We start from the raw sequence: 12,876 nt of genomic DNA on the forward strand, positions 1-12,876 counted from the left end.
CTAACGGTTTCTGATAGCCATGTTGGCGAATATCGATATCAACGGTGACACGATAAGAGTACTTCTGAATACTATTTTTGATAGTCAGATGGTCCTTGTTTCAGTTGCCGTTGTTTTGTTTTATTTCCTGAAAGACAGGCAGGCATTACGGTATTCGCTATTGTGTTTTGCGTTTTTCGTTAATGGCTATTTGACTCACGATTTGGTCCTAGAGCTTGATAGCAACAAAGTCTATCGCTACATTTATTGGGCTGCTGCAGACATTCTCTTTATTGCCATAGTGGCTTACTGGGCATTGAAAGATAAAATGTATATGTGGCAGAGTATTATCTGTCAGTTGGTTGTTATCCCTGCTCCCTTACTTCAATTGTTCCGGTTGGTTGACCGACATTTGATGGATCTAAGCTATTCTGGCTATTTGTACAAAACAATTCTGCCATTGGTTAATTACGCGACCGTTTTTTTGTGCTTTGCTCCCTTAATTTACGTAATTGGCCGCAAAGCGAAAGGCAGTCCACCTTCGCAAACCAATCAAAATTTAGGGTAAAGAAACTTTCTTTGTTCTGGTCCCACCGCTGGCAGGACCCCTTTGCTAGCGAATATCAATCTGGGTGATCTTCAGTTCAGCGTCCCCTGTCACTATATTTAGCTCTCCTGCCACTTTGACTGATGTTTTGTTGCCTGTGTTGTCTGGTAACGCCACGCTGGTTGTGCCAAATGTACAGGATTCCAGTTTGTCTGTGGTGGTGAGTGCCACACTCAGGCATTGAGTAACAGCGTTCTCTCCGGTGCCTTGCGTTTCACAGAAGCTGGGGTTTAGGGTATCTACCTGGCTTTGCGCCACCTGAGACAAAGAGTAAGACAATGCAAATCCGTTTTGGTCACAACTCAGGGTGACCGGATTTTGATTGCTTTGTGCCGTTCCCAAAGTAAAGCGGTTTTCATCCCGGTTGCGATACCAAATGGTGATCTCGCTGCTTGGGGTCGTGATAGCGGTTTGTGTCGGGGCCCCCTGGCTGCGCCAGTCATCCAGTGACGTGAGCGATGGTAAAGCCCCTGTAAAGGTAATCGCGGGGCTGTAATAGTACAGCTCACCTGGTTTTACCGAGCCATTGTCTTCCCCTTGCCAGGTCTGTGCACCACTGGAACCAAAAATATTTGCGGCTAGCAGGCACAAGGTGTCATCTGAGCTGAGTTCATGGGACGCAGAGAGAGAGAACTTGTCGGCCAATATCGTGAGTTGGGGCTTAGATTGCAAGCGGGCTCCTTCAATCTGCCAAAAGACCGCGGTGCTTTCAAACTTGTTTAGCGACCGTTGTGCGTTGAAATCATTGCCACAGCTAGGTGTGAGGTTGCTGGTATCCTGGGTATTGTTATCTGTGGAAGAGTCCGGGTTTGCTTTTAATGGTTCACTATTCTCTCCGCCACAGGCGATAAGTAAAGTGGCTGGAAGAATAAGGGGGATCAGGTGCTTCATACGGTCCTTCTTAACTACGGCTGATAATGTCTTTATACGGGCATTATATCGCCAGCCGTAGTTAAATCGAGGCAAAAAGTGTGGTGATTTGTTAAAGTGGCGGGATCACTCCGAGCATCTGCAAACATTGTGCTGAAATGATGAGCATGCCGCAAAGCCCTGCGCACACTAGACCCAGGTTACCACCGACGACCTGGTAGCCGTTCGTTTGTTGCGTTTTACGCTGCTGCCAAACCATAGTGACAGGCAGGAAAATGGCCAGCACGACGAGTGCAATAGCCGCATATCCCAGCGCCATAATAAACCCTTGCGGATAAAACAATGCAAACCCCAGCGGCGGTAAAAAGGTAATGAGTGCCGTGATTACCCGCTCTGACACGGTATTGCGCTTTTTAAAGGCATCAGCAAAAAAGTCAAACAGGCCCAGGCTGACACCTAAAAATGAGGTTGCCAGTGCCAGATCGGCAAACAGTGTCACAAAGGTACTTACCTGCGGGCTATGCGCAATACTGGAGATACTGGCCACAAACCCAGGCAGCCCTTCGCTATTTAGTAACGCACTTTGTGCCATCACACCCTGACTAAGCAACTGCCAACCTATGTATATCACTAAAGGCAGTGAAGCACCCACTATCATTACTTTTCTGAGCGTACGGATATCAAGACCAACGTACTTAACGATAGAAGGAATAGAGCCATGAAAGCCAAATGAGGTGAAGATGACCGGCAGTGCAGAGATGATGAGTCCTTGCTCGACGGGCATATCCAGCAAGTGTTGACCGCGTACATAGGGTGTAAGAACAAAGAACAAACTGGCCAATACCAGGATCTTGATCGTGAACAGAACGCGATTGAGCTTATCGACGGTGCTGGTACCCAAAGTCACAATGGTAGCGACCATGATGGCCAGCAGTACTGAGCCTGCCTGAGGGGCAATATCCATACTGGTTAAAGCTGTCAGCTTTTCCTGGAGTTGCGCACCGCCGCCTGCAATGTAGGCCGCACAGAGTGCATAAAACAAAAATACCATGGAAAAGTTTGCCACATACTGGCCTTTTTTACCTAATATGCGTTTAGCCAGCGTATTGAGTGTGGCTTCTTTGTTGGCGTATTGATGCAGTTCTAGCATCAGTAAGGCGGTATAGGTCATCAAGGCCCAGGTTGCCAGTATTAAGAGTAACGCGGTGGTGAATCCTAGTCCTGCAGAAGCAATCGGCAGCGCCAGCATACCTGCTCCGATGGTGGTGCCGGCGACAATTAACATGCTGCCGATAGTTTTGTTCTTTTGCACACATAGCCCCTAACTTTGTGAGAGAAGCAGGCACAATATAACGGTTCAATAAAAAATGAAATAGTTTTGCTACAAATCAAGGTACAGGCTTGTAATTTGTGCATTACAGCACTGTTTAAGGTGATTGAAATTGTATTAAAAAAGCCGGCGGATGCCGGCTTAGATAGAATGAGATTTAACGCATTCGTTTATTCGTCATCTTCTACCAGAGTCATCAGTGATGTATTACCGCCCGATGCGGTGGTATCTATACTGATTGTTTTCTCCGTGACGAGACGGCTGATCAGTGTGTCGTAGTATTCAGCACTGATCACTGGCAGGATCGCGCCTTTACGTGCAGCCAGCTGCTGACTGAAGTAGCCCAGACGTGACGAACGTGCAGCAACCACGGCTCCCGACAGGTGCGGGTGCGCCAGAATAGCTTGTAGCTGGTTTGGTTTAGCAACCTGGAATACGCCTTCGGCAACGCCAGTGGCGATGAACTTGTCACGGAATGCCTGTGCTTCTTCATAGAATAACTCAGACGCCACAGTGATCACGGTGTTACCTGCTGCCAATGCGGTGATGACCGACAGCGCCCAGAAGTTAAACGAGGTACTCTTGTCGGCATAGCACACAACACAACCACGCGCTTCCAGGTGTAGGGTGTTAGATTCACCCGTTGGCCCAGGTAAGACAATGTGTGAACGCATGCGCTTTTCAAGGCGGTTAAGCTGGGCACGGGCATCCGCCAGTGTCAGGGCTAAATCGTCCGCAAGGTCATCGATGATTTCAACCGTCGCCACTTTGGCAAGTAGCTGACGTACCGCAGACACACGGTCATTAAGCGGAGTTGCACGCCAAATTTTTTCATCGCGAAGCGAGTTTTGCATCAGGGCTTCAACTTGCTCAACCGCACCCGGGAAGTGGTGTGTTTCTAATTCATCTGGTGTCAGGTTAGTCATCTGAACGTTGTCCGGAGACGCTTTCTCTTTCACCAGGCGCAATAAGTAGTTTGGACCACCGGCTTTAGGACCTGTGCCTGATAAACCACGACCACCGAACGGTTGCACACCTACGATGGCACCAATCATATTACGGTTGACGTAGACGTTACCTGCGCGAGACATTTTTGCCAGATATTCACAACGTGCTTCGATACGAGAATGAACACCCATAGTCAGGCCATATCCCGTGCCATTGATTTGGTCAATGACATTGTCCAGGTCTTCGCCCTTGAAGCGGATGACGTGAACAACCGGGCCAAACACTTCGCGTTTCAGTACTGACAAGTCAGAGATCTCATACAAGCGCGGTGCAAAGAAGTAAGCACCATTTTCGCTGTTGTCCGGGATCTTAGCTTCAAACAACAATTTGCCATTGCCTTTCATAAACTCAACGTGTTTAGTCAGGGCATTGAGTGCTTTCTCATCGATCACTGGGCCTACGTCTGTAGACAGCAACGCCGGATCACCCACATGTAGTTCTTGCAGCGCGCCTTGCAGCATCTTGATAATGCCATCCGCGACGTCTTCTTGCAGGAACAGTACCCGCAGCGCTGAACAGCGCTGACCAGCACTTTGGAATCCAGACGAAATGACGTCGTCAACAACTTGCTCAGGCAGGGCTGTTGAGTCCACGACCATACAGTTTTGGCCACCTGTCTCAGCGATCAGCGGGACCTGGATGTCATTGCGCTCAGCCAGAATTTGTGAAATCAATGTGCCGGTTTCAGTTGAACCGGTGAACATCACGGCCTGAATACGCTCATCTGGAACAATGTGCTTGCCCACTTCACTACCGCGTGCAATAACCGGTTGAACAACGTGCTCAGGCAGACCAACGGTACGCATCAGTTCGATACACCGAACGGCAATCATACTTGTCTGCTCAGCTGGCTTAGCGATAACGGTATTGCCCGTCACAATGGCTGCGGCAACCTGACCCAGGAAGATCGCCAGTGGGAAGTTCCACGGACTGATACACAAAATCACACCACGGGCTTCAAAACGCTCGTCTTTAGACAGCTCTTCGGCGCGTGCAGCGTAGTAACGACAGAAATCTACGGCCTCGCGTACTTCATCAATACCATCTTGGGTGATTTTACCGGCTTCTTTAATACAGATTGCAACCAGTTCGTCGTGGTGGCGCTCTAGAATATCACCCACACGGCGCAGCAGGTCGGCACGCTCTTTAACCGGCGTTTGAGACCACTCGGCAAAGGCGTTTTCTGCGTTGCTCAGAATGCTTTGCATGTACGTTTCGTCATGCACAGGTACATGGCCCACAATCTCTGTGTGATTAGCCGGGTTGCGTACCGCCATGCGACCCTCAGGCACAGCGCTTTCTTCAATGCGATGTTCGTTGAACCAGTTATCCAGGTTCTCTTTGAACGGGGTGAGTACATTAATGTCAGTCAGGTCCATTCCTTTTGAGTTCGGACGTTCATCGCCGTATAACTCGATAGGCAGGCTGATCTGCTTGTTATATTTGTTACGCAGGCCTTGCAAGGTTTCGACCGGATCAGGCAGCAGAGATTCTACTGGCTTAGTGGTATCGACAATGGCATTAACGAACGATGAGTTGGCACCGTTTTCAAGCAGGCGACGCACCAGGTAGGCAAGTAAGTCTTCGTGATGACCAACCGGCGCGTAAACACGACACTGGATCCCTTCACTTTCTACGATTTGGTCAAACAGAGATTCACCCATCCCATGCAGACGCTGGAATTCGAACCCTGTGTTGTCGCCTTTAGCCACTTCGAGAATGGTCGCGGCGGTATAGGCATTGTGTGTTGCAAACTGCGGAAACAGCACATCACGTGCTTCAAGTAGTTTGATTGCACAGGCTTTGTAAGAGACGTCTGTGGTCGCTTTACGAGTAAATACCGGGAAGTGGTCTAAACCGTCTTGCTGTGTGGTTTTGATTTCGGTATCCCAGTAAGCACCTTTTACCAGGCGGACCATCAGCTTGCGACCTACGCGACGAGCCAGATCAGCAACCCATTCCACCACAAAAATAGCGCGTTTCTGATATGCTTGCACTGCCAGACCAAAGCCATTCCAACCATCCAGCTCTGGAGCTGAGAAGACCGCTTCAATCACGTCTAAAGAAATATCCAGGCGATCCGCTTCTTCAGCGTCCACCGTAAAGCCGATATCATACTGTTTTGCTGCTACCGCCAGCTCTTTCAGCTTAGGCACTAACTCTTCCATCACACGGTCGCTGTGAGAAAACTCGTAACGCGGGTGGATAGCAGAAAGCTTAACAGAAATACCAGGGCTCTTAACTGGACCACGACCTGCTGCAGCTTTACCAATGGCGTGGATTGCATTCATGTAGCTTTGATAGTAGCGCTCGGCATCCGCCATGGTACGGGCACCTTCGCCCAGCATATCGTACGAGTATACGTAGCCTTTTTGTTCTTTTTCTGCTGCGCGGGTAATCGCATCCTGAATGGTTTCACCCATGACGAACTGTTTACCCATGATCTTCATAGCGAAGTTAACAGACTTACGGATCACAGGCTCGCCTAAGCGACCAATGGTGCGCTTCAGGACACCAAATTGTTCTTCTTGTTGTTTGTCACTGTAGTTGACCATTTTACCAGTGACCAGCAAACCCCAGCTCGACGCGTTTACGAACAGAGAGTCGCTGCTACCTAAATGAGAGCTCCAGTCACCTTTGGCGAGTTTATCGCGGATCAGCTGGTCCTGAGTTTCTTTATCTGGCACACGCAGTAAGGCCTCTGCCAGACACATCAATACCACGCCTTCTTCTGATGACAGAGAGAACTCGTTAAGTAGCGCATCTACCCCATTTTGACCATCCTGATCGCGACGGATGTTCACGACTATCTGGCGGGCTCTTTCCCAGGCACGGCTACGCGCCGTTACGCCAACTTCTGCCAGAGGCAAAATATGGTCGATAACTTCGTTTTCATCAATGCGGTAAAAATCGCGGATCTTCTGTCTGATAGGACAGGTGGTTGTCAAATCGCCGTTATAAAGCATAACTCAGCCTCATAAAATAAGAGTCAAAAATGATTGTAAATTGAACAGCTTAGAGCAGAGATAGCAAGTGGTGTGTAAGTGCTTGCTATGTGGCTGGCCTTTTAATATCGGTAAGCCATTGCATAAAGCGTCAATTACGACAATATGATGCGGTCATAGTGCTAACCTTAACACACCTTTAGGGGTGTTCAACTTTTAGCCAATCTCGCGTTCTAAAAAATGGTTTGCCACGGTTAAGTCTTTGGTGTGGCGATTACGTCAAATTTCGGGGACATTCTATCGAAAAGACAGCAGAATATGCTGTCTTATTTTTTGGGATTACGGTAAATTTGCGGGTAATTGCCAAGCTGTGCAGAATTTTATGCTGAATGACCACTTCAATTAAAACGCGGGTGCTCGACAGGATTGATTTAGCTATCCTGGATATCCTGCAAAAGAATGCCCGTATTTCCAATGTAAACCTGGCCAAAGCGGTTAATCTGAGTCCCAGTCCGTGTCTCGATAGGGTGAAGAAACTGGAAGCCGAAGGTTATATTGAGGGCTATGTTGCCAGGTTAAATGCCGCCAAGCTGGGTCAGCACCTGGTGGCCCATGTCGAGATCACACTTAAAAGCTCGACAGAATCGGTCTTTGAAACGTTCAAAGAGCATGTACTGGAGCTCCCCAATGTGGTGGCCTGTGACATGGTGGCGGGTGGATTCGACTACCTATTAAAGATACGGGTACAGGATATGCGCCAGTATCGTGAAGTATTGGGGCAAATCGTTGAGATCCCCGGTGTTGGCACCAATCATACCTATATGGTGATTGAACATGTTAAAGAAGACATGGGCGTTGAGGTACTGAACTTTCAGTGATACTCGCTGAATTGGACCATATCATTGGGGTTTCATATTTTGTAACAAGCTTTTGGCCGCAAGGTAGCTGTATTTAGGAACAGAGTTGTTATTATGCGATAAAATAACAAAACTATCTTGTGAGGCTTATGAAACTCAAGCACCTAGTTGCCGCCATTGCGGCTGTGGCAGCGCCGCTGGCCGCTGCCTACCAGACAGAGGACACGCGTTTACTGCGTTTTCCTGATATCCACCAGGACAAAGTCACTTTCGTATATGGTGGCGATATCTACATTGCCGACACAAAATCGGGTAACAGCACGCGTCTGACCGACCACGTTGGCTTTGAAACGTTTCCCAAGTTCTCTCCCGATGGCAAGCGCATCGCCTTTGCCGCCGAGTACAATGGTAGCCGACAAATCTATGTGATTGATGCGGATGGTTCCAATCTTAAGCAGCTGACGTATTACAATGATGTGGGCCCAATGCCACCGCGCGGCGGTTTTGACTACCGGGTTTTTGACTGGACACCGGATGGCAAACACATCGTATTCCGTGCCAATCGTACTCCCTGGGGTAAACGTATGGGTCGCCCTTTCATGATCTCGGCGGATGGTGGCCTGGAGCAGCCGCTGGCAATCCCTGAAAGTGGTGGTGGTATGCTGTCTCCCGATGGCAAGCAGTTTGTTTATACTCCGATAGACCGTGAATTCAGAACCTGGAAACGCAGCCGGGGCGGTCGTGCGCAGGATGTCTGGGTGTATGATTTAGAGAATAATACTTCTAAGCAACTCACTGAGCACAGAGCAACAGATCAGCAGCCAACCTGGGTGAATGACAGCATTTACTTTGTGTCTGACCGTGATTACACGCTGAATTTGTACAAATATCGTGAAGGGAAAGCGCCGGTAAAAATGACCAACCACAGTGATTATGATGTGCTGTGGCCATCGGCTGGACCTGATGCCATCGTGTATGAAAATGGTGGTTACCTGTATCGTTTTGATGAGGCAACCAAAGCCACTGAAAAGCTGACCATTAATGTGCCCGGGGTACGCAAGTACGCCATGCCTTATACCAAAAATGTTAGCAAATTCATTGATTCAATGGATGTATCTCATGATGGTAAGCGCGCCTTATTTACTGCACGTGGTGAAGTTTTTTCAGTGCCAGTAGAGCAAGGTACGACCCGCAATCTGAGCATGACAGACAAGGGTCGTGAAATTGCAGCCAGCTGGTCGCCAAACGGCCGTTATATCGCTTACATGAGCGATGCGTCGGGCGAATATGAGATCTATCTTAAAGATCGCGCCAATAATAATGAGGTAACACAACTTACCAGTAACGGTACTATCTGGCGATTTGACCCAATCTGGTCTGCCGACAGTTCAAAGCTGTTATTTGCGGATAAAAACCACACTATGTGGTGGCTGGATGCCAAATCGGGTGAACTGCATAAAATCGATACCGGTAAATATGATGACGATGGCATCACCCAGTATACCTGGTCTCCAAACAGCGAAGATCTGATCTTTGTGAAGAACAATGCCAACCGGTATGCATCGCTGTGGCATTACAACACGCAGAATAAAAAACTCAGTCGCCTGACTGATGACATGACCAGCGAGCAGAACCCGGCATTCTCACCGGATGGTCAATACCTGTATTTCACGTCAGAGCGCGATTTCAATCTGACATTCAGCTCGTATGAATTTGCATATTTATATAACAATGCAACCCGTTTGTATGCCGTTGCGGTGAATGACCAGGTTGCGTCACTCAGTGCGTTTAACAGTGATGAAGCGGCAATTGTCAGCGAAGACAAAGAAGAGCAGGCCGATGACAGCAAGGCGGATAATCAACTGCAGGTTGAAGGCTTTATGTCACGGGTTGTTGCATTACCGGCGAAAGCGGGTAGCTATGCTGACCTGAGTGGCGTTAAGGACGGCGTATTGACACTGTCTGAAGGCACACTAAAGCTGATCCCTAACAAACAAGATGGCAAAGTACAAACGGTTGCTAAGGGTGTGCAGGCATACAAGCTGGCTGCTGGTGGTGAACACCTGATTGTCCGTGCTGGTGGCAAGTACAGTGTGATTAAGCCTAAAGCCAAGCAAGATCTGAAAGCGACACAACTTGACCTGAGCAACATGATGTTCAAGATTGATCCGAAAGTTGAGTGGCAACAAATGTATGTTGAGGGCTGGCGGACGCTTAGAGACTGGTTCTATGATGAAAATCACCATGGCCAGGATTGGGATGAGATCCTGAAACGTTATCAGCCAATGGCCGACGCCGTCGCGCATCGCAACGATCTGGACTACGTTTTGAGTGAAATCGCCGGTGAAATCAATGCGGGTCACATTTATGTTCAGTCTGGTGATGAGCCGAAAGCCAAACGTAAAAAGCATGGTTTGTTAGGGGCTCAGATCAGTGCCCACAGCTCAGGTTTTGTACGCATTGAAAAAATCTATCAGGGTGAGAACTGGCATGAAGAGTTCCGCTCGCCTTTAGATGAGCCGGGTGTGAACGCCAGCGTGGGCGATTACATTGTATCGGTGAATGGTCGCGCGGTTAATTCCGTGAGTAACTTCTACGAACTGCTTGAAAATACCCAAGGGACTCAGGTTGAGTTACGTCTTAACAACACACCAAGCTTGGATGGGGCCTGGCAGGTAACAGTGAAGCCAAGTGCCAGTGAAGGTGGCCTGCGTTACCTTGAGTGGGTTCACTCTCGTATGGCATATGTTGATAAACTGTCCGGCGGCCGTATCGGTTACGTTCATTTGCCAAATACTTTGTTTGAAGGTAACCGTGCCATGTTTAAGCACTTTATGCCACAAACTACCAAAGATGCCCTGATCATTGACGACCGTTACAATGGCGGTGGCTTTATACCTGAGCACATGATCACCTGGCTGGCTCGTAAGCCTCTCAACTATTGGAAACGCCGTGGTGTTGAGCCAACCAAAACACCACAGTTCGCCCATGATGGACCGAAAGCCATGCTGATCAACGGTTACTCGAGTTCGGGCGGGGACGCGTTACCTTACTACTTCCGTCAGGCGGGGTTAGGTAAACTCATTGGTACGCGTACCTGGGGTGGCCTGATCGGTATATCAGGTAATCCACGTTTGGTCGACGGTGGTCAGGTGATTGCTGCGACTTTCCGTATTCTGGACAATGAGGGTAACTGGATCATTGAAGATGTGGGTGTGAGCCCGGATATCGAAGTCATAGATCGTCCAGAACTGATCCATGCAGGTAAAGATCCGTCAGTAGAGCGTGCTGTTGAGGAATTGCTAAAAGAAATGAAAGCAAACCCGAAGAAGTCACTCACTGTGCCGCCAGCCCCAACTGAATTTGGTCAGTAACGGCTGCACTTACCAGGTCTGGACAACTGTCTAGGCCGTTAAAAATGAATTTAAAGGGGTGCAAAGCGCCCCTTTTTATATGGGAAATAATAACAATGAAAAAAGTCGTTTTAATCACGGGAGGCAGCCGGGGAATTGGCGCCGCAAGCGCAATTGAGCTTGCCAGGCTGGGCTATCAGGTAGCCGTTAATTATAAATCTAACCATGCTGCCGCTGCGCAAGTGGTTGCGCAGATCCGCGCACAAGGGGGGATTGCAGATAGCTTTGCCGCTGATATTTGCGACGAGGCACAGGTGGTTCAGCTGTGCGAAGACATCAAATCGCAATTGGGGCCTATCTCACATCTGGTCAACAATGCCGGGGTGCTGGCGAACCAAATGCGCGTAGAAGAGATGACCGCTGAGCGTATTAACCAGATGTTGTGCGCCAATGTAACGCCTTATTTTATCTGCGCCAGAGAGGTGCTTAAACAGATCCGTGCATATCATCAGGCAGACAAGTGTGCCATTGTGAATGTGTCATCGGCGGCTTCTTATCTTGGGAGCGCAAATGAGTATGTTGACTATGCGGCAGCCAAAGGCGCCATTGACAGCTTCACGCGTGGCTTATCTCTGGAGCTCGCGTCAGATGGGATCCGTGTGAACTGTGTTCGCCCGGGGTGTATTTACACCGATATTCATGCCGATGGCGGTGAACCAGGCAGAGTCGACAGGCTGGCTTCATATTTGCCACTGCAACGAGGGGGTAAACCTGAAGAAGTTGCGAATGCGATTACCTGGTTGCTGAGTGAACAGGCAAGCTATGCAACAGGTACTTTTATTGATTTAGCTGGTGGAAAGTAGCTTAAAGTGACAACCGGTGGAAGTGAGCAACATAATACCAGGGGGACAACGTGATAAAACGCATGCGCACATTGTCCTCCTGTTTGGTATGTTTGGTTGTTTTGGCTCTGAGCTGTTTACAAGTGGGCCTGGGGACACTATTAAATTGGAGAACAATACAGGTAAAAAAGACGTATCTTCCTGTTATTGACATGGGATCAATAAAGCTGCATTTTTACCTTCGGCAGGTGAGACCGCTGATAATGGTTATGCTGTCGCGCAGGTTATGAAGTAGATTATATTATCAACACCTGATTTCTATGGGGATGGAAAGACTTTGTGGGAGTTTAATGTCACAAAATTTAATAAAGCAGGAGCTGGAACATGTCCTTATTAGTCAAATTAACTTTCTGTATAGCATGCTTTGTGGCTTCATTTTCGGCACTATCTGAATCCAGTAGGGTCTCCTTGCTTAAGGTTATTGTTGACCCTGAACGCTACGATGGGAAGACCATTAAGGTTAAAGGGTTACTGTTGAGATCACAGCGCAGGAACCCTGTATTTATGTTTTATGGTGAAGACGCCGCGAGAAGTGGCCGACAGTTGGAAGCAATTTTACTTTACAACTTGACGGATAAGGATAACGCTAAGTTGGAAGATGGCAGGCACTATGAGGTGGAAGGTAAGTTTGATGCTGGTTGTCGTTCCAGGCTGGAGCCTGGTGCTAAGTTTATTGTTGAATACTTGGGCTGCATAGATCCTGTTTTAAGTATTATAAATAGTACGAATGGTGCCTATCGATATAAACGCGAAGTGTCTTTGTTTCCTCCACCTCCGCCACCATTAAAAAAGGACTGAGTCATTTTTGGTAGTGTTGTAGAGGTGGCTCAAGTTACTCCTACTGTACCTATAGAAATAGGTTTCGAAAATACTAGACGATTATATGCCTTGAGTACGGATATCGACAGCTTATTGAGTATACTTAACGAATTCAAGAATGCCCTAATTAACATGGGCATTCTTTATTATCCCGCCCAAAAGAACCATTCACCTGGCTGTATTTTAAACGCTTTCCTAGCCCGGAA

Annotated in this window: 8 protein-coding genes; 5 read left to right on the forward strand and 3 right to left on the reverse strand. The window is 48.3% G+C overall.

From position 1 onward, the window contains the following. The first annotated feature begins 19 nt into the window (after positions 1–19). Complete coding sequence (locus AT705_RS16130) at positions 20–547, forward strand: hypothetical protein (RefSeq protein ID WP_082669018.1); 528 nt, start codon at positions 20–22, stop codon at positions 545–547. 45 nt (positions 548–592) lie between these two features. Here the strand turns inward: AT705_RS16130 and AT705_RS16135 are convergent, their stop codons facing one another. The 3 genes from AT705_RS16135 to putA form a co-directional block, all read right to left on the reverse strand. Then, positions 593–1,477, reverse strand: a complete 885-nt coding sequence (locus AT705_RS16135; RefSeq protein ID WP_058797360.1) for a hypothetical protein — start codon at positions 1,475–1,477, stop codon at positions 593–595. A gap of 91 nt (positions 1,478–1,568) precedes the next feature. Continuing rightward, positions 1,569–2,768, reverse strand: a complete 1,200-nt coding sequence (locus AT705_RS16140; protein WP_058797361.1) for an aromatic amino acid transport family protein — start codon at positions 2,766–2,768, stop codon at positions 1,569–1,571. Between the two features lie 188 nt (positions 2,769–2,956). Continuing rightward, positions 2,957–6,760: a bifunctional proline dehydrogenase/L-glutamate gamma-semialdehyde dehydrogenase PutA gene (putA, locus tag AT705_RS16145; RefSeq protein ID WP_058797362.1), complete on the reverse strand. Its 3,804-nt coding sequence runs from the start codon at positions 6,758–6,760 to the stop codon at positions 2,957–2,959. A 368-nt stretch (positions 6,761–7,128) separates the two neighbouring features. Between putA and AT705_RS16150 the strand changes: the two genes are divergently transcribed. From AT705_RS16150 to AT705_RS16165, 4 genes are all read left to right on the forward strand, one after another. After that, positions 7,129–7,617: a winged helix-turn-helix transcriptional regulator gene (locus AT705_RS16150; RefSeq protein WP_010382851.1), complete on the forward strand. Its 489-nt coding sequence runs from the start codon at positions 7,129–7,131 to the stop codon at positions 7,615–7,617. 128 nt (positions 7,618–7,745) lie between these two features. Next, positions 7,746–10,970: a S41 family peptidase gene (locus AT705_RS16155; RefSeq protein ID WP_058797363.1), complete on the forward strand. Its 3,225-nt coding sequence runs from the start codon at positions 7,746–7,748 to the stop codon at positions 10,968–10,970. 95 nt (positions 10,971–11,065) lie between these two features. Beyond that, on the forward strand, positions 11,066–11,812 hold the full coding sequence (locus AT705_RS16160) for an SDR family NAD(P)-dependent oxidoreductase (protein WP_058797364.1): 747 nt from the start codon (positions 11,066–11,068) through the stop codon (positions 11,810–11,812). A gap of 363 nt (positions 11,813–12,175) precedes the next feature. Next, positions 12,176–12,649 (forward strand): hypothetical protein, encoded by a 474-nt coding sequence (locus AT705_RS16165; protein WP_058797365.1) that lies wholly within the window; start codon positions 12,176–12,178, stop codon positions 12,647–12,649. The last annotated feature ends 227 nt before the right edge of the window (positions 12,650–12,876 follow it).

Origin of the sequence: Pseudoalteromonas rubra (assembly GCF_001482385.1) — a bacterium.
Taxonomy (GTDB): Bacteria; Pseudomonadota; Gammaproteobacteria; order Enterobacterales; family Alteromonadaceae; genus Pseudoalteromonas; species Pseudoalteromonas ardens.

What these genes read in the sequence shown, in the direction of transcription:
- AT705_RS16130 (WP_082669018.1), top strand. Translation starts at nt 20, where the DNA reads ATGTTGGCGAATATCGATATCAACGGTGACACGATAAGAGTACTTCTG.
- AT705_RS16135 (WP_058797360.1), bottom strand. Translation starts at nt 1,477, where the DNA reads ATGAAGCACCTGATCCCCCTTATTCTTCCAGCCACTTTACTTATCGCC.
- putA (WP_058797362.1), bottom strand. Translation starts at nt 6,760, where the DNA reads ATGCTTTATAACGGCGATTTGACAACCACCTGTCCTATCAGACAGAAG.
- AT705_RS16150 (WP_010382851.1), top strand. Translation starts at nt 7,129, where the DNA reads ATGACCACTTCAATTAAAACGCGGGTGCTCGACAGGATTGATTTAGCT.
- AT705_RS16155 (WP_058797363.1), top strand. Translation starts at nt 7,746, where the DNA reads ATGAAACTCAAGCACCTAGTTGCCGCCATTGCGGCTGTGGCAGCGCCG.
- AT705_RS16160 (WP_058797364.1), top strand. Translation starts at nt 11,066, where the DNA reads ATGAAAAAAGTCGTTTTAATCACGGGAGGCAGCCGGGGAATTGGCGCC.
- AT705_RS16165 (WP_058797365.1), top strand. Translation starts at nt 12,176, where the DNA reads ATGTCCTTATTAGTCAAATTAACTTTCTGTATAGCATGCTTTGTGGCT.